The sequence below is a fragment of the Rugamonas aquatica genome (assembly GCF_009380215.1).
Classification (GTDB): domain Bacteria; phylum Pseudomonadota; class Gammaproteobacteria; order Burkholderiales; family Burkholderiaceae_D; genus Rugamonas; species Rugamonas aquatica_B.
Map to the genome: position 1 here is coordinate 112743 of NZ_WHUG01000002.1, position 18503 is coordinate 131245.

12 protein-coding genes are annotated in these 18503 nt (G+C 63.0%); 7 read left to right on the forward strand and 5 right to left on the reverse strand.

Annotated features, from left to right (window positions below; genetic code table 11):
• Positions 1-3: 3 nt before the first annotated feature.
• From GEV02_RS04795 to uraH, 5 genes are all read right to left on the reverse strand, one after another.
• Positions 4-1227 carry a type II secretion system F family protein gene (locus GEV02_RS04795; RefSeq protein WP_070267232.1) on the reverse strand — a complete coding sequence of 408 codons (1224 nt, stop codon included), beginning with the start codon at positions 1225-1227 and terminating at the stop codon, positions 4-6.
• A gap of 11 nt (positions 1228-1238) precedes the next feature.
• Entirely contained in the window at positions 1239-2972 is a 1734-nt protein-coding gene (gene pilB, locus GEV02_RS04800) for a type IV-A pilus assembly ATPase PilB (protein WP_152836825.1), read from the reverse strand.
• A 132-nt stretch (positions 2973-3104) separates the two neighbouring features.
• Positions 3105-4394 (reverse strand): HlyC/CorC family transporter, encoded by a 1290-nt coding sequence (locus GEV02_RS04805; protein WP_152836826.1) that lies wholly within the window; start codon positions 4392-4394, stop codon positions 3105-3107.
• A 213-nt stretch (positions 4395-4607) separates the two neighbouring features.
• Positions 4608-6137: a tetratricopeptide repeat protein gene (locus GEV02_RS04810; RefSeq protein WP_152836827.1), complete on the reverse strand. Its 1530-nt coding sequence runs from the start codon at positions 6135-6137 to the stop codon at positions 4608-4610.
• Positions 6138-6180: 43 nt separating this feature from the next.
• Complete coding sequence (gene uraH / locus GEV02_RS04815; RefSeq protein ID WP_008445488.1) at positions 6181-6534, reverse strand: hydroxyisourate hydrolase; 354 nt, start codon at positions 6532-6534, stop codon at positions 6181-6183.
• 109 nt (positions 6535-6643) lie between these two features.
• Here uraH and puuE point away from each other — a divergent pair, with 109 nt between their 5' ends.
• From puuE to GEV02_RS04850, 7 genes are all read left to right on the forward strand, one after another.
• Positions 6644-7609, forward strand: a complete 966-nt coding sequence (gene puuE, locus GEV02_RS04820) for an allantoinase PuuE (RefSeq protein ID WP_008445489.1) — start codon at positions 6644-6646, stop codon at positions 7607-7609.
• 7 nt (positions 7610-7616) lie between these two features.
• Positions 7617-9086: a xanthine dehydrogenase small subunit gene (xdhA, locus tag GEV02_RS04825; RefSeq protein ID WP_152836828.1), complete on the forward strand. Its 1470-nt coding sequence runs from the start codon at positions 7617-7619 to the stop codon at positions 9084-9086.
• An 11-nt stretch (positions 9087-9097) separates the two neighbouring features.
• The gene (gene xdhB, locus GEV02_RS04830) at positions 9098-11431 is read left to right on the forward strand and encodes a xanthine dehydrogenase molybdopterin binding subunit (RefSeq protein WP_152836829.1); all 2334 of its coding nucleotides are present in this window, start codon (positions 9098-9100) and stop codon (positions 11429-11431) included.
• Between the two features lie 10 nt (positions 11432-11441).
• Positions 11442-12515 carry a xanthine dehydrogenase accessory protein XdhC gene (xdhC, locus tag GEV02_RS04835; RefSeq protein ID WP_152836830.1) on the forward strand — a complete coding sequence of 358 codons (1074 nt, stop codon included), beginning with the start codon at positions 11442-11444 and terminating at the stop codon, positions 12513-12515.
• A gap of 28 nt (positions 12516-12543) precedes the next feature.
• Entirely contained in the window at positions 12544-13851 is a 1308-nt protein-coding gene (guaD, locus tag GEV02_RS04840; protein ID WP_152836831.1) for a guanine deaminase, read from the forward strand.
• Positions 13852-13867: 16 nt separating this feature from the next.
• On the forward strand, positions 13868-15328 hold the full coding sequence (locus GEV02_RS04845) for an adenosine deaminase family protein (protein ID WP_152836832.1): 1461 nt from the start codon (positions 13868-13870) through the stop codon (positions 15326-15328).
• A 600-nt stretch (positions 15329-15928) separates the two neighbouring features.
• Positions 15929-18322, forward strand: coding sequence for a TonB-dependent receptor (locus GEV02_RS04850; protein WP_152836833.1), 2394 nt, complete (start codon positions 15929-15931; stop codon positions 18320-18322).
• The last annotated feature ends 181 nt before the right edge of the window (positions 18323-18503 follow it).

The window sequence follows — 18503 nt, forward strand, 5'->3', positions numbered from 1 at the left end:
AACTCAGACCACCGAACCGAGCTTGAAGATAGGCAGGTACATCGCCACCACCAGGCCGCCGATCAGCACGCCCAGGATGACCATGATGGCTGGTTCCATCAGACTCGACAGCGAGGCGACGGCCTCGTCCACTTCTTCCTCGTAGAAGTCGGCCACCTTGCCCAGCATGGCGTCCAGCGAGCCGGACTCTTCGCCGATGGCGACCATCTGCGTCACCATATTCGGGAACACGTCGGCGCTCTGCATGGCCACCGTCAGGCTGGTGCCGGTGCTGACCTCGTTCTGGATCTTGCGGGTGGCGTCCAGGTAGACCGCGTTGCCGGCCGCGCCGCCCACCGAATCGAGCGACTCCACCAGCGGCACGCCGGCGGCGAACATGGTGGCCAAGGTGCGGGTCCAGCGGGCGATGGTGGCTTTGCGGATCACGTCGCCGAACACGGGCAGGCGCAGCAGCAGGCGGTCCATGAAGCGCTGCATTTGCAGCGAGCGCTGCCACGCTCGGAAGAAGAAGTAGATGGCGCCGAAGATGCCGCCGAAAATCAGATACCACCACGCCACGAAGAATTCCGACAGCGCCATCACGAACAGCGTCGGCGCCGGCAGGTTGGCGCCGAAGCTCTTGAACACTTCCTTGAACGCCGGCACCACCCAGATCATGATGACGGCCGTGACGATGAAAGCCACCGCCAGGATGGACACCGGATACATCAGCGCCGATTTGATCTTGGCCTTCATGGCCAGCGTCTTTTCCTTGTAGATTGCCAGCCGTGTTAATAAGTCTTCCAGGATGCCGGCCTGTTCGCCGGCCCCCACCAGGTTGCAGAACAGCGGATCGAAGTACAGCGGGAACTTGCGGAACGCCTGGTTGAGGCTGGTGCCGGTCTCGATATCCGCGCGCAAGTCCATCACCAGCTTGGATACCGATGGATTGGAGTGGCCCTTGCCGACGATGTCGAACGATTGCAGCAGCGGCACGCCGGCCTTCATCATCGTCGCCAGCTGGCGCGTGAACAGCGAGATATCCTTGTCGGTGATCTTCTTGCCGCTGCGGTAGGCTTTTTTCTTAACCTTGGTCACCATGATGCCCTGGCGGCGCAGGGTGACGTTGACCACGGCCTCGCCGCCGGCGCGCAGTTCGCCGCGCACCGTCTTGCCGCTCTTGTCCTTGCCCTCCCAGGCGAAGATCGATTCCTTGACCTGGTTGCCCGCGTTGCCAGAAGTCGCCATGAGGATATGTCCTATTCGTTGGTACAGCCGAGCACTTCTTCAAGGCTGGTCAGGCCGTTCCTGACCTTCACCAGGCCGGACTGGCGCAGCGACTTCACGCCTTCCTCTTCCGATTTGGCGGCGATCTCCATCGAGTTGCCATGCGCCAGGATGATGCTCTCGATGGCGGGGCTGATCGGCATGATCTGGTAGATGCCGACCCGGCCCTTGTAGCCGCCGCCGTTGCAGCGCTCGCAGCCGACCGGGCCGTAGGGCTTCCAGCTGCCGTCCAGCTCATGCGCCTTGAAGCCGGCCTTGAGCAGCAGCTCGTTGGAGATCTCCACCGGCTGCTTGCAGGTGCACAGCCGCCGCGCCAGCCGCTGCGCGGTAATCAGGATCACCGACGAGGCGATGTTGAACGGCGCCACGCCCATGTTCATCAAGCGCGTCAGCGTCGACGGCGCGTCGTTGGTGTGCAGCGTGGAGAACACCATGTGGCCGGTCTGCGCCGCCTTGATGGCGATGTCGGCCGTTTCCAGGTCGCGGATCTCGCCGACCATGATGATGTCCGGATCCTGGCGCAGGAAGGACTTCAGCGCCACCGGGAACGTCAGGCCGGCGCGGTCGTTGACGTTGACCTGGTTCACGCCGGGCAGGTTGATCTCGGCCGGGTCTTCGGCGGTGGAGATGTTGATGCCGGGCTTGTTGATGACGTTGAGGCAGGTGTACAGCGACACCGTCTTGCCCGAGCCGGTAGGCCCCGTCACCAGCACCATGCCGTAGGGGCGCTGGATGGCGTCGAGCAGCAGTTCCTTCTGGTCCGGGTCGTAGCCGAGCGCGTCGATGCCCATCTGCGCCTGGGTGGCGTCGAGGATACGCATCACGGTCTTCTCGCCGAACAGCGTCGGCAGGGTGGATATGCGCAGGTCGATGGTCTTGGTCGGCGACACGATCAGGCGCATGCGGCCATCCTGCGGGATGCGTTTTTCCGAGATGTCCAGCTTGGCCAGCACCTTGATGCGCGACACCAGCTTTTCCTTGATCGAGATCGGCGGCTGGGCATGCTCCATCAGCACGCCGTCGACGCGGAAGCGCACGCGGTAGAATTTTTCGAACGGTTCGAAGTGCAAGTCCGAGGCGCCCATGTTGACGGCGTCCATCAGCATCTTGTTCAGGAAGCGCACCACCGGGGCGTCCTCGACATCGTTGGCGCCGGGATCGGCGGCGGCGTCGGCGGCCGGGGCTTCCTCCTCGGCGAACTGGATGTCCGACTCGTCGCCGCCGAGGTCGCTGATGGCTTGTTCGCTGTCCTTGTTGAGGCGCGCCAGCAGTTGCAGCAGCGCGTCATGGGCGACGATGACCGGTTCGACCGTGGACTCGGTCTGGAACTTGATCTGGTCCAGCGCCTGGGTATTGGTCGGATCGGAAATCGCCACCGACATCTTGTTGCCGCGCTTGGCCAGCGCGATCACGCGCTGAGCCTGCATCAGCTTGTTGTCGATGATCTTGGCCGGCAGCGCGTCGAGGTTGAGCGCTTGCACATCCATCATCGGATAGGCGAAGGTTTCGGAGCAAAACATGGCGAGCGCGCGGGCGTCAATGGCGCCGCTGGCCAGCAGCACATCGATGAAGGCGTGCTTGTCGGTGACGGCTTTTTTTTGCAGCATGTCGGCCTGGGCCGCGGAGAGGCGGCCGGCTTGCATCAATGCCCTCGCCAGCCCCGGCATCGGGGCGCCTGGCGCGGCGTTCGGTAGGACTGCTGCCATAGATGCGTCTGCTGGATGGAGGGGGCTGGATCACGGAATGATGCTCTCAGGCATCATATTTGTAAAGCCGTTTGTCCTCCCACGGAAACGATTGTACTCCCCACTGTTGCGTTTGCCGCAGCAGTGCGCGGTTTAGTGGGCGCGCTTTCCGGAGGGGCGTATCAATTTGACGACTTTGATCGCCTGGTCGTGCACCTGCACCACTTCGATGATGCAGTTGGCGACTTTGATGCTGATCGGCGCGTCTGGTATTTCCTGCAACAGCTCCAGCATCAGGCCGTTCAAGGTCTTGGGGCCGTCCAGCGGGAAAGCCAGGCCGAGGCGCTTGTTGATGTCGCGCAGCGCGGTCGAGCCTTCCAGCAGGCACTCGCCCTGTTCGGACCAGCCGAAGGAATCGGCGCGGGCCGCGCCCGGCATCGATGTCGTAAATTCACCGATCATTTCTTCGATGATATCGTCCAGCGTGACCAGGCCCTGCACCTCGCCGTACTCGTCGACGATGATGCCCAGGCGTTCCTTGTTCTCCTGAAAGTACTGGAGCTGGGTGAAGACGCCGGTGTCCTGCGGGATGAAGTAGGGCGTGGTCAGCAGTTCGCGGAAGTGCTCGACGGTCAGTTCGTCTTCCTGGTTCAGCAACGCCACGGCCTTGCGCACGTGCAGGATGCCGATGATGCGGTTGATCTCGCCTTCGTAGACGGGCAGCTTGTTGTGGTAGCAGGTGGTCAGCTCGCGCTTGATTTCCTCGACCGTCAGTTCCAGGTTCAGCGCCTCGATCTGCGAGCGCGGCGTCATGATGTCCTCGACCGAGATGGTTTCCAGGTCGAACAGGTTGAGCAGGATGCTCTTGTGTTTTTGCGGGATGAAGTTGCCGCCTTCGAGCACGATGGAGCGCAGCTCTTCGGGCGACAGGCGGGCGTCGTGCGCGTGGGCGCCGGCCTTGATGCGGAAAAGCTTGAGCACCAGCGTGACGAACAGGTTGACGAACCAGATCACCGGCTTGGCCAGCGCCATCAGCGGTTTCAGCACCACGCTGGTGGGCAGGGCGATCTTTTCCGGGAAGGTGGCGCCGATGACCTTGGGCGAAATCTCGGCGAACACGATCAGCAGGAAGGCCACCACACCGGTGGAGATGGTGATGACGTTGTCGTCATGGCCGAAGGACTGGATGGCGATGGCCGTCACCAGCGCGGTGGCCATGGCGTTGATCAGGGTATTGGCGATCAGGACCAGCGACAGCAGTTTATCGGTGCGGTCGAGCAGCCACAGGGTGGTGATGGCGCGGCGGCTGCCACGCTTGGCCATATGGCGCAGGCGATAGCGATTGGCCGCCATCAGCGCGGTTTCGGCCATGGCGAAGAAGGCCGAGCACAGTATCAGGAGAGCGAGCGCAAGAAGTTGCGCCCAAAACGGCACGGTATCCAAGAGTCACCGTAAAGAATCTTGCATGGGAAACTGGTCGGCCTGATCACTGCACCGGCCCAGACGGCATGGCCCAAAACGCAGCCACAGAGCTTCGAATTCTAAGGCAAGCCCGCCGCCGATGCAAGTTTGCCTATTTTAACTGGGGGTCAAGTCTGACATTCGGACACGAGCCCGGCCGTAGGGCTTGCCTAGTGCTGAGTTCGTGTCCAAATGTCAGACTTGACCCCCTGGTTTTTGCAGCATCAGGGCGAGGGCGGCGGTGGGGGCGCTGTTTTCCTGGCGGGCGGTCAGCGGTTCGGCGGCTTTCACCTGGAAACCGGTGGCGGCGGCCAGGCGCTCTATGTATTGCTGCGTGTGGGCGTAGCGGTTCGATGGGCGCAGCGTGTAGTCGGCGCCTTCTCCCGCCTCCACCGAGAAGCAGAAGTGGCCGCCGTCGCGCAGCGCGCGGTGCACGCTTGCGAACACCGGCGCCAGGTCGCCGATGTAGACGAAGACGTCGGCCGCTACCGCCAGGTCGCAGTCGCCATCGTGGCTGGCCAGGTAGGAGACCAGATCGGCGCAGGTCAGCGTGTCGTACAGACCGCGTTCCGCCGCCTTGTCCAGCATCTGCTGCGACAGGTCGACGCCCGCCAGGCTGCGCGAGTACGCCCGCAGATACGGGCCGCACAGGCCTGTGCCGCAGCCCAGGTCCAGCGTGTCCAGCTTATCCGCCAGCGTGCCGGCGGCGATGGTGTGGCGTATCAGGCCATCCAGGTAGGAAGGTGTCTGGTAGTCCAGCACTTCCACCAGATGCTGGTCGAAGTGATTCGCATACTGGTCGAACAGCGAGCGCACGTATTCCTGCGGAAGCACGGCCGGCGTCTCGCCCGCGCCCACCGAAGCCAGCGCGAAGGCGATGGTTTCAGGATTGTCGCCATGCGCCAGCGCCGCGCGGTAGGCGGCGACGGCTTCCTCGTTGCGCTGCATCGAGCGCAGCGTGTTGCCGCGGGCGTAGTGAGCCAGCGCGTAGTCCGGTTTGAGCGCCAGCGCCTGGTCGTAGCTGTCCAGCGCCGCATCGAAGATGCCCAGCCGCTGCAAGGCCGCGCCCTGGCCGTTGTAAGCCTCGGCCCATTGCGGCCGCAGATGGATGGCGCGGTCGAAGCTTTCAATCGCCTCCGGCAGGATGCGCAAGCAGTGCAGCGCATTGCCGCGCGCGAACCAGGCGTCGGCGTAGCGGTCCTTGATATGCAGGGCGTCTTCGGCCGCGCTCAGCGCGTCCAGATAGCGCCCCTGGTCTTGCAGCACGATGGCGCGGTTGCAGTGGGCTTCGGCATAGGAAGGCTGGATCGCCAGCGCGCGCTTGTAGCTGAGCAGCGCTTCGTCGAGCCGCCCAAGCCGGCGCAGCGCGTTGCCGCGATTGCTCCAGGCCATGGCATAGTTTTCCTGCAGGGCGATGGCGCGTTCATGGCTGGCCAGCGCCTCGTCGGCGCGCCCGGCGTCGAGCAGTGCCACACCCAGATTGCAGTGCGCTTTGGCTTGCGCGCCATCGACTTCGATCGCTTGCGCAATCAGCGCGATGGCCGTCTGTACGTCGCCCTGCTGGCGCGCGATCACGCCCAGCAGATGCAGCGCATCGAACTGGCGTGGTTCGAGTTCCAGTACCTGGCGGTACAAGGCTTGTGCGGGCTGAAGCCGTCCCTGCTGGTGCAGTTCGACGGCTTGTTGCAGAAAGGACGCGGTTAGCGCTGAAGTGGATTCATTCATGGTGCGCGCATCTTAGCCGATGCGGCACCCGAACGGCTGAAAATCAGCTGCCGCGATAGGTCGAATACGCCCACGGCGAGACGACCAGCGGTACGTGGTAGTTCTGGTCCGCGCTGGCGATGCCGAAGGCCAGCGTCACCTCGTCGATGAAGCGCGGCTCGGGCAGGTCCACGCCCTGCGCCGCGAAGTAGGCGCCGGCGCCGAACACCAGTTCGTACTTGCCCGGCTTCATGGTCTCGCCTTCCAGCAGCGGTACGGCGCAGCGGCCGTCGGCGTTGGTGACGTCGGTTTTCAGCAACTCGCGGCCCTGCGCCGTCACGGCGTACAAAGCCACCTTGACGCCGACGCCTGGTTTGCCGACAGTGATATCGAGAACGTGTGTACTAAGCTTGCCCATGGTAAGTCCTATATCGGTAGGTAATAAGTATCTATTGGACAAATCATATACCGATGCCGTTCTACGCATATATGATTGCAGATATATTCCTCATAGACTAGCCAGCGCCATGACCAACTACGACAGCACTTACCTAAGCTACCCGCGCGACCTGATCGGCTACGGCCCGAAGCCGCCTCACGCCCAATGGCCCAACCGGGCTCGCGTGGCACTGCAATTCGTCCTCAACTACGAAGAGGGCGGCGAAAACAATGTGCTTCACGGCGATGCCGGCTCCGAGACTTTCCTGTCCGAGATCATCGGCGCCGCCTCGTTCAGCAACCGCCACATGAGCATGGAATCGATCTACGAGTACGGCTCGCGCGCCGGCTTGTGGCGATTGCTGCGCATGTTCGAGGAACGCAAGCTGCCGTTGACGGTCTTCGGCGTGGCGATGGCGCTCAAGCGCCACCCGGAGGCGGTGGCCGCCTTCCAGGAACTGGGCCACGAAATCGCCTGCCACGGCCTGCGCTGGATCACCTATCAGAACATGGACGAAGCCACCGAGCGCGCCCACATGAAGGAAGCGGTGCAGATCATCCGCGAGCTGACCGGCAGCGCGCCGCAGGGCTGGTACACCGGCCGCGATTCGCCGCAGACCAAGCGCCTGGTGGTGGAACACGGCGGCTTCCGCTACGATGCCGACAACTACAGCGACGACCTGCCGTTCTGGCAAAAGGTCGACTACACAGACGCCGGCGGCAATGCAGCCACCGCGCCGCAGCTGATCGTGCCGTACACGCTGGACACCAACGACATGCGCTTCGCCGCCGCGCAAGGCTTCAACTCCGGCACGCAGTTCTTTGACTACCTGAAGGACGCCTTCGACGTGCTGTACGCCGAGGGCGACCCGGCCGGCCTGAATCAGCCGAAGATGCTGTCTATCGGCCTGCACTGCCGCATCGTCGGCCGCCCGGCGCGCGCCGCCGCGCTGGCGCGCTTCCTCGACTACGTGCAAAAGCACGATAATGTGTGGATCACCCGCCGCATCGATATCGCCGAGCACTGGCGCAAAACCCATCCATACGCAGGTTGAGGTCACGATGTCCGAACCGATACGCTTCTACTACCGCGGCGCAGTGCAGGAAATCTCCGGCGCCGCGCCCACGCGCACCGTGCTCCAGCACCTGCGCGAGGATCTGCATTGCACCGGCACCAAGGAAGGCTGCGCCGAAGGCGATTGCGGTGCTTGCACCGTGGTGGTCGGCAGCCTGAACGCCGCCGGCCAATTGGAGATGAAGGCCGTGAACTCCTGCATCCAGTTCGCACCCACGCTGGACGGAAAAGCCCTGTTCACCGTGGAAGACCTGCAGCAGCCGGACGGCACGCTGCATCCGGTGCAGCAGGCGATGGTGGAATGTCACGGTTCGCAATGCGGTTTCTGTACGCCGGGCTTTGTCATGTCCTTGTGGGGCATGTACCTCGACAAGGACGGCCAGCCAGCGCAGCGCAAGGAGATCGACGATTGCCTGTCAGGGAATTTGTGCCGCTGCACCGGCTACCGCCCCATCATCGACGCCGCGCACCGCATGACCGAACTGCCGAAGGCCGGCTTCGACCGCGCCGCGCTGGCCGCGCAGCTGCGCACCTTGCAGCGCGACGCCGGCAGCAGCTACACCGCGCACGGCCAGAGCTTCCACGCGCCGCGCACATTGGACGAGCTGGTGGCGCTGCGCGCCGCGCATCCGAAAGCCACGCTGCTGTCGGGTTCCACCGACGTCGGCCTGTGGGTGACGAAGCAGATGCGCGATCTGGGTGACATCATTTATCTCGGCCACGTGAGCGCGCTGCAAACCGTCGTTGAAGCGGACGGCATGCTGCACATCGGCGCGGGCGTTACGCTGAACGATGCGTACGAAGCCTTGTGCCGCCTGTATCCGTCGCAATTGAGCGAGATGTGGCAGCGCTTCGCATCGCTGCCGATCCGTAACGCGGGCACGCTGGGCGGCAACGTCGCCAACGGTTCGCCGATCGGCGATTCGATGCCGTGGATGATCGCCGTCGGCAGCGAGGTGGTGCTGCGCGGTCCGGCCGGCGAACGCGTGATGCCGCTGGAAGCGTTCTATCTCGATTATCAGAAAAAGGATATGCGGCCCGACGAATTCGTGGCCGCCGTGCGCGTGCCGCTGCCGCGCGAGGGTGTGCAGTTCCGCACCTACAAGCTGGCCAAGCGCTTCGACCAGGATATCTCGGCGGTCTGCGCCGCGTTCGCGTTCAAGCTCGATGGCGATCTTGTCGTGGATGCGCGCATCGCCTTCGGCGGCATGGCAGCCACGCCGCGCCGCGCGGCCCGTGCCGAAGCCGTGCTGAACGGCCTGCGCTGGAACGAAGCCAATCTGCGCGTGGCGATGGACATGCTGGCGCAGGATTTTGCGCCGCTGTCGGACATGCGCGCCTCCAGCACCTACCGCATGCAGACGGCGCAGAACCTGCTGCGCCGCTTCTGGTTCGAAACCCGCGCCGACGCACCGCTGGCGGCCGATGCCGTCAACGCCTTCGCCTGCCGCGCCTGAAAGGAGCCATCATGAATCAACCAGTCGCTCCCTCGCTGCTCGCCGCGCAAGCGTGGAAGGCGGTCGGCGTCGCCCGTCCGCATGAATCGGCCGAGCTGCACGTGCTCGGACAAGCCACCTACACCGATGACATCCCTGAGCTGCAAGGCACGCTGCATGCGGCGCTGGGCCTGTCGACCAAGGCCCATGCGCGCATCAGCGCGATGGACCTGACGCCGGTGCGCAATGCGCCCGGCGTGGTGGCGGTCTACACTGCTGCGGACATCGTCGGCACCAACGATTGCGGGCCGATCATCCATGACGATCCTATCCTGAGCGCGGGAGAGGTCATGTATGTCGGCCAGCCGGTCTTCATCGTCGTCGCCGACACGCACGACAACGCCCGTCGCGCTGCCCGCCGCGCCGTGATAGCCTACGACGAACTGCCGGCCATCTTCACACCGCAGGAAGCCAAGGCGGCGCAGTCGTATGTGCTGCCGCCGATGCAGCTCAAACGGGGCGATTATCAGGCAGCGTTCGAAAGCGCGCCCAATGTGGTCAAGGGCCAGTTGTTTGTCGGCGGCCAGGAGCAGTTCTACCTGGAAGGCCAGATCGCCTACGCGATCCCGAAGGAAGACAACGGAATGATGGTGCAATGCTCGACCCAGCACCCGAGCGAGATGCAGCACGTGGTCGCTCATGCGCTGGGCGTGCATTCGCACAAGGTGCTGGTCGAGTGCCGCCGCATGGGCGGTGGTTTCGGTGGCAAGGAATCGCAGTCGGCCTTGTGGGCGGCATCGGCCAGCATCGCTGCGGCCAAGCTGCGCCGCCCGGTCAAGCTGCGCGCAGACCGCGATGACGACATGCTCGTCACCGGCAAGCGTCACTGCTTCTTCTACGAATATGAAGTCGGCTACGACGACAGCGGCAAGATCGTCGCCGCCAAGGTCGACATGACCTTGCGCGCCGGCTTCTCGGCCGACTTGTCCGGTCCCGTGGCGACGCGCGCCGTCTGCCACTTCGACAACGCCTACTATCTGTCTGACGTGGACATCCGCGCCGGCTGCGGCAAGACCAACACGCAATCGAATACCGCCTTCCGTGGCTTCGGTGGCCCACAGGGCGCGATTGCGATCGAATACATCATCGACGAAATCGCCCGCAACCTGGGCCGCGACGCGCTCGATATCCGCCGCCTGAATTTCTACGGCAAGACGGAGCGCAACGTCACGCCCTACGGCCAGGAGATCGTCGACAACGTGATCGAGGCGCTGACGGCGGAGCTGGAGCAAAGCAGCGAATACCGCGCGCGCCGCGCCGCCGTCGAAGCCTACAACGCCACCAGCCCCGTACTGAAGAAAGGGCTGGCGCTGACGCCGCTGAAGTTCGGCATCGCCTTCAACGTTACCCACCTGAACCAGGCGGGCGCGCTGGTGCATGTGTATGTGGATGGTTCGGTGCTGGTCAATCACGGTGGCACGGAGATGGGGCAGGGCATCAACACCAAGGTGATGCAGGTGGTGGCGCATGAACTGGGTCTCGATCTGGATCACGTGCGCGCCACTGCCACCGACACCAGCAAGGTCGCCAACACTTCGGCGACGGCCGCTTCCACCGGCGCGGACTTGAACGGCAAGGCGGCGCAGGATGCAGCGCGCCAGATCCGCGAACGCCTGACCGCCTTTGCCATCAAGCTGTATGGCGACGAGGATGGCGTGCCGGTACAGTTCTTCAACAACGCCGTGCATGTGAATGGCCATGTGGTGCCGTTCCCGGAGCTGGTGCAGAAGGCTTATCTGGCGCGGGTGCAGCTGTGGTCCGACGGCTTCTACGCCACGCCCGGACTGCACTGGGATCCGAAGACGATGAACGGCCATCCGTTCTCCTACTACGCTTATGGCGCCGCCGTGTCCGAAGTGGTGGTCGATACGCTGACCGGCGAATGGAAGCTGCTGCGCGCCGACGCCTTGTACGACGCTGGCCGTTCGCTCAATCCCGCCATCGACCTGGGCCAGGTGGAGGGCGCGTTCATACAGGGCATGGGCTGGCTGACCACCGAGCAGTTGTGGTGGAACCCTGCCGGCAAGCTGATGACGCATGCGCCGTCGACGTACAAGATTCCCGGCGTGTCCGACTGCCCGGAGGACTTCCGCGTGCGGCTGTTCGACAACGGTAACGTCGAGGACAGCATTCACCGTTCCAAGGCCGTGGGCGAGCCGCCGTTGCTGCTGCCGTTCTCGGTGTTCTTTGCGATACGCGATGCGATTTCCAGCGTCGGCGGACATCGCGTGAATCCGCCGCTGAACGCTCCGGCTACCAGCGAAGAGATACTGCGCGCGATCGCTGCGGTGGAATTCGCGGCCTGAGGATATCGACATGAACGAGTGGCTGACAACCGTGATGGCGGAACCGGCGGTGCTGGTGACGGTGGCGATCGTCGAGGGCTCTGGCCCTCGCGAGCCCGGCGCCCGCATGCTGGTCACGGCTGGCGGCCAGGCCGATACCATCGGCGGCGGTCATCTGGAGATGTGCGCGGTCGATGTCGGCCGCAGCATGTTGAAAAGCGCCGCCCGGACGGGCGAGGGCGTGCCAGCGCGGCTGGAGCGTTACGCGCTCGGGCCGACGCTGGGCCAGTGCTGCGGTGGTGTGGTACATCTCGCTTTCGAATTGATCGACGCATCGCTGGCCGATGTCATGGCGAGCCTGCGCAAGCGCTGGCGTGAAGACAGCTGGCGCCTCAGCGCCATCGATGGCGCGCCTGTGTCGCTGCTGCTTGACGCCGATGGCGCCGTGGTCGCGGGCGCAGGCGAGGCGTCCATTTCTGGCGAGCCTGCGGTATTCGGTCCAGCTTTCCCCGTCATCGACCACCAGCGCGGCACCCACATCCTGCGCGACACCGCAGGCCGCCGCTGGCTGGCCGACCCTTGCCTGGCGCCGCGCGCGCACCTGCTGCTGTTCGGCGCCGGCCATGTCGGCGCGGCCATCGTGCGCATGCTGGGCGAACTGCCTTGCACCGTCACATGGATCGACGAACGCGAGGACATGTTCCCTGAGTCGATACCGGCCAACGTCACCGTCGAAGCCACCGACGCGCCGGAAGCCCTGGTGGCCGCAGCCCCCGCAGGCGCCAGCTATCTGGTCATGACCCACAGCCACGCACTCGACCAGAGCCTGAGCGAAGCGATCCTGGCGCGCGCCGATGTCGGCTGGTTCGGCCTGATCGGCTCGCAGACCAAGCGCGTGCAGTTCGAACGCCGCATGGCCGCGCGCGGCCTGCCGCAAGAACGCATAGCCGCCATGGTCTGCCCGATCGGCATCGCCGGCATCACCAACAAGCTGCCCGCAGCGATAGCCGCCTCCGTCTGCGCGCAATTGCTGATGGTGTGGGAAGCGCAGCAGATCGCCGCGCTCGACGTAACCGTGCCGGTGCGCCTGGCCGCATCGCGTTAGAATCAGCTTTCCTCTCCGGGATATCGCCATGCCTAACACTTTGCAAGCCTACCGCGGCAGCTTGCTGCACTTTCTCGCCGATCCGGCGTTCAGCGCGCAGTCGCATGTCTGGCATGAGGACGGCCTGCTGATCGTCGCCGACGGCAAAGTACAGGCGGCCGGCGACTACGCCACGCTGCACGCGGCGCTGCCGCCCGGCACCGAGCTGCACGACTACAGCGGCAAGCTGCTGATGCCCGGCTTTATCGACACCCATGTGCACTACCCGCAGACCGACATGATCGCCTCGCCGGCGGAAGGCCTGCTGCCATGGCTGGAGACCTACACCTTCCCGACCGAGCGCCAGTTCGAAGACCCAAGCCACGCAGCCGGCGTGGCAGACTTCTTCCTCGACGAGCTGCTACGCTGCGGCACCACCACCGCGATGGTCTACTGCACCGTGCATCCGCAATCGGTGGACGCCTTCTTCGCCGCCAGCGAGCAGCGCGGCCTGCGCATGGTGGCGGGCAAGGTGATGATGGACCGGAACTGCCCGGACTTCCTGCGCGACACCGCCGAATCCAGCGCCCGCGATACCGAGGCGCTGATCCAGCGCTGGCACAAGCGCGGCCGCGCGCTGTACGCGATCACGCCGCGCTTCGCGCCGACCTCCACCGAAGCGCAACTGCAGCTGGCCGGCGAACTGGCAAGCTCCTATCCCGATACCTACATCCAGACCCACGTCTCCGAAAACGAAGCCGAGTGCGCGTGGGTGCGCGAGCTGTTCCCCAACTCGCGCAGCTACATCGACGTGTACGACAGCTACGGCATGCTGCGGCCGCGCGCCATGTACGGCCACTGCATCTGGCTCAATGAGCGGGACCGCGCACGCATGGCCGAAACGCAGTCCGCCGCCGCCATCTGCCCGACCTCCAATCTGTTCCTCGGCAGCGGCCTGTTCGACTTCGAACGCGCCGACCAGGCGGGCGTGCTGCTGTCGCTGGCGACCGATGTGGGCGGCGGCACTTCGTTCTCGATGTTGCAAACGATGAATGAAGCCTATAAAGTAGCGCGACTGAAGGGCAGTTATCTGCCGGCCTTGCGGATGTTTTACCTGGCCACGCTGGGCGCCGCCCGCAGCATGCAGCTGGAGGGCACGATCGGCAATTTCGCCGTCGGCGCCGAGGCGGATTTCATCGTGCTCGATCCGCAGGCCACGCCGCTGCTGCAACGGCGCACCGCGCGCGGTGTCAGCCTGGAAGAACTGCTGTTCGCGCTCGCGCTGCTGGGCGACGACCGTGCGGTGGCGGCGACCTATTCGGCCGGCCGCCAGGTGCACGCCCGCGTAATGACTTAATCACATTGGAAGACTCATGCAAAAAAATATCGCCAGCCTGAAGGCCGCCGCCATCGCCGCCGCCCTGTTCTGCGCCTTGCCGCACGGTGTGCAAGCGGCCAGCAACGAGGAGATCGCCAAGCGCCAGTTCGCCGCGCTGGTCGCGGGACCGGAGCCGAAGACGGCCGAGCTGACGATGTTCCTGACCTTGATGCCGAAGGGCGGCGATCTGCACCACCACTACTCGGGCGCGATCTACGCCGAGCAGTATCTGGAGTGGGTGGACAAGGAAGGCTTCTGCGTCAACAAGAACACCTATCTGATCGACACCAACAAGGCCGACACCGCCGCCGAGCAGGCCAAGCCGCTGGCCGACCGCGTCTGCCTGTCCGGCCAGGACGTGATGAACAATAACAGCGTGCTGGCCAACCTGCTGCAACGCTGGTCCGACAAGGACTTCTACAACCACGGCGCGCTGCAATCGCCGCCGGACCGCCAGTTCTTCGACACCTTCGGCTTCTTCGGCCCGGTGGCATCGACCAACGCGGCCGACGGCCTGCAGCGCCTGAAGCAGCGCGCCATCCAGGAAAACCTGGGCTATATCGAGACCATCTACGAGATCGCGCCGATGGCGCAGGACGCCGACTTCGACCGCAAGGCCGCAGCCGGCGGCATCACCGACGCCGACCTGGCCAGCTACGCCGCCAAGCTGGAGACCAATGGCGCCTTCCAGGGCTGGATCAAGTCCTACCTGGACAACGTCAACACCGCCAGCGTCGGCATCGACGACGACAACTTCACGATGCGCTACCAGCCGTTCGCGCTGCGCTTCCTGACGCCGTCGCAGGTGTTTTCGCAGATGGTGTCGAGCTTCAAGCTGGCCACTTCGCACCCGAAAATCGTCGGCGTGAACATCGTCGGCCAGGAGAGCGTCAACGTTTCGATGCACGATTACGCGCTGCACATGCAGATGTTTAAGTTCCTGAAAACCAAACAGCCGGACGTGAAACTGGCGTTGCATGCGGGCGAATTGGCGCTCGGCGTGGTGCCGCCGGAAGGCCTGACCTTCCACATCAAGGACGCCATCGACGTCGCCGGCGCCAGTCGCATCGGCCACGGCATCGACATCGCCCACGAGACCGGCTCGCTGGCGACCATGAAAAAAATGCATGACAAGCAGATACCGGTCGAGGTCAACCTGACCAGCAACCAGTTCATCCTGGGCGTCAAGGGCGAGGCCCATCCTGTCACGCTGTACCGAAAATACGGCGTGCCGTTCGTGCTGTCCACCGACGATGCCGGCGTGTCGCGCAACAACCTGTCAGGCGAATACGTGCTGTACGCAGCCCGTTACAAGCCGGACTATGCCGAGATCAAGAAGCTGTCCTACGACAGCATCCGCTATTCCTTCCTGGCCGATGCTGATAAACAACGGTTATTGAAGGCATTGGACGGCAAGTTCGCCAAATTCGAGGCCGCGATCGCTAAGGGCCGCTGAGTCCGCTCCGGGGCCGGCCTGGCCGGCCCCGGATGTTGCGCTGCCGCGACGAGCAGATTAGTGTTACAGATCTAAATCCCTTCCAGCCGCTTTTTTCGCGGCTTGTCATATATGTCACATTTCGGCCGAAGTGTGGCAGCATTGCGACATATGGTGGCTAGCCTGCACCAGTTTGTGCGTTTTTCGCATGAATTTATTTCAAGCGGCGCACCGTCAACTATAATGCTCCCCTTAAAGATGCGCCTCGCTTACAGAGCGAAACCTGCGCGGTTCAGCGCCCCATTTATATCGCTTTCGTCTAAATCCCTAAAGTAAATCGTATTTGTCACACATTTTTTGCTGATGCATAGTGGCTTGATATGCTTGCAAACTGCCAACTTTGTTGCGGTTTTCAGGGCGTTGCATGCAAATGTCAGTCAGATAAGGTAGTGGCAGTCTGATCAACTGACTTCTTGTCATGTTGATGAAATATTTACTGGTTACAATTTTGTGATGTCATGGGCACTTTGTGTCAAGAATGTGACCGAAGGCCACAAGCCCGTCCGGTTCAGGCATCGAAGAACACAATAAATTTTTTTACATAAACTGGGAGTTCCCTTAATGCAATCCGCCGTTAAACACAATCCGAAGCTGCGTCTGAGCCTGGTCGCTCTGGCCTGCCAGATGGTCTGCATGGGCGCCGCGTTCGCACAGTCCGACGCCGCTCCGGCCGCCAAGCCAGCCACTGAAACCGTGACCATTACCGGCCGCAAAGTCGGTATGGGCCTGATGGTGCAGGAAGACGTGCCAAAAGCACGTTCGACCGTTACCGCCGAGGAACTGGCGAAACAGCGTCCTACCGGTAACGCCTACGACGCTCTGGCCCTGCTGCCAGCAGTGAACACCTACGGCTACGACGCGACCGGCCTGTTCGGCGGCGGTCTGACCCTGCGCGGCTTCAACAGCGACCAGATCGGCGCGACCATTAACGGCGTTCCAGTGAACGACTCGGGTAACTTCGCCGTGTTCCCACAAGAATACGTTGACCAGGAAAACACCTGCACCACCTTCGTGACCCAGGGTTCGACCGACGTCGACTCCCCACAAGTTGGCGCCACCGGCGGTAACTTCGGCATTACCACCTGCGAACCAGAAGACAAGCAGCGCTTCCGCGTCGCCCAGTCGCTGGGTCAGCTGAGCATGTTCAAAACCTATCTGCGCTACGACACCGGCCGCTTCTGGGATAACAAGGCCAAGGTCTTCGTCTCGGTCTCGCAAGCCAAGGCTGACAAGTGGAAAGGCGCCGGCGAAGCCAATCGCAAGCACATGGACATCGGCTTCAACTACGACTGGGATCGCTTCAACTACATCCACGGTACCGTGTTGTATAACCGCCAGTTCAACAACAACCTGAGCACCTTCAACCTGGCCGACCTGAACAAGAACGGTTATTACTACGACTACAGCACCACCTTCATCGGCCACGCACCAGCGAGCCCAGGCAAGGCAGTCAGCGATCCGGCACAGAACAACGCCGACTCCTTCTACAAGCTGGCCATGGGTCCGTTCGAGAACGTGATTGCTTCGGCAACCGCCAAGTTCCGCATCGGCGAAAACACCGACATCAAGTTCCTGCCTTACCTGTGGTACGGCTACGGCACCGGCGGCGTGCAGCAGAAACTGCAACAGGAAAATGCTTTCCTGAATCCGGCCACCGGCAAATTCGTTGGCGTCGACCTGAACGGCGACGGCGACACCCTGGACAAAGTCTGGGTATACAACAGCTCGATCACCCGTACCCAGCGTCCAGGCGCATCGGTTTCCGTGACCCATAACTGGGAAAACCATCAGATCCTGGCTGGCTTCTGGTATGAGCGCGCTACCCACAAGCAAACCGGCCCGATGGAAAAAGTCGACAACAACGGCAACACCACCGACATCTGGCTGCGTGATGGCCTGGTGACGCGTCCGGACGGTTCGCTGTACCAGTCGCGCGACTGGAAGAGCATCTCCACCGCGTTCCAGGGCTTCATTCAGGACACCGCCACCTTCATCGACGACAAGCTGACCGTCAACGTAGGCCTGCGTACCCCGCACGTCAAGCGCGACTTCACCAACTACGCCAACGAAGGCAATAGCCAGACTGCGCCGAACTCGGGCGTTACCTATAGCTACAACAAGACCTACTCGACCGTGCTGCCACAGTTGGGCCTGCGTTATCGCATCACCAACGACGACCAGCTGTTCGCCAGCCTGGCCAAGAACATGAAGGCGCCACCTAACTTCGTGTACTCGACCACCAACGGCAACCTGTCGCTGATTAACAATCTGCCGACCCTGCTGGGCGACGTGCGCCAGGAAACCTCGATGAACCTGGACATGGGCTACCGTCACCAGACGACCGCCATCACCACCCAGGCCACCATCTTCTTCAGCGACTTCAAGGATCGTCAGGCTACCGCCTTCGACCCGAACTCGCAGACCTCCACGCTGACCAACGTCGGCAAGGTGAAGAACAAGGGCTTCGAAGTTGAAGCGGGTAACACCCCGGTCAATGGCTGGTCGTTCTACGCTTCGCTGGGTTACAGCAGCAGCGAGATCCAGGAAAACCTGCAGGCTGGCAAAGGCATCTACCTGCCAACCAAGGGCAACCAGTTCCCACTGACCCCGAAATGGAAGGGCGGCCTGTCGGCTTCGTACGAGACCAACAGCTGGTACACCCGTCTGAAAGCTAAAGTCACCAGCAACCAGCAGGCGACCCTGGCCAACGACGAACTGGTTCCTGGCTACACCACCATCGACTTCGATGCTGGCTACCAGTTCCCAAGCGGCCAGTTCTTCAAAAATCCGAAGCTGACCCTGAACGTGTCGAACCTGATGGATCGCCAGTACCGCAATCCATCGTCGCAGTCCGTGACCAACGCCACCGCCTTCCCAGGCGTGACGGCGAAGAGCGTGTTCTACTATCTGGGCGCTCCACGCTTCGTGTCGGCTACGCTGCGCGTCGACTTCTAAGTTAAGATACCGGTCTGGTGCACGCACTTTGGTGTACGCTCCAGACCTTATCTGACAGGCAGGCCTTCGGGCCTGTTGTCGTTTTCGGGCCGGGTTGTTTTCGATCCGGCCATATGCGAGCGCCGCGCGCGACGTTCGCATATGGCCGCCGCCATCAGGGCGGCTGCCGAATCCGGAGTAA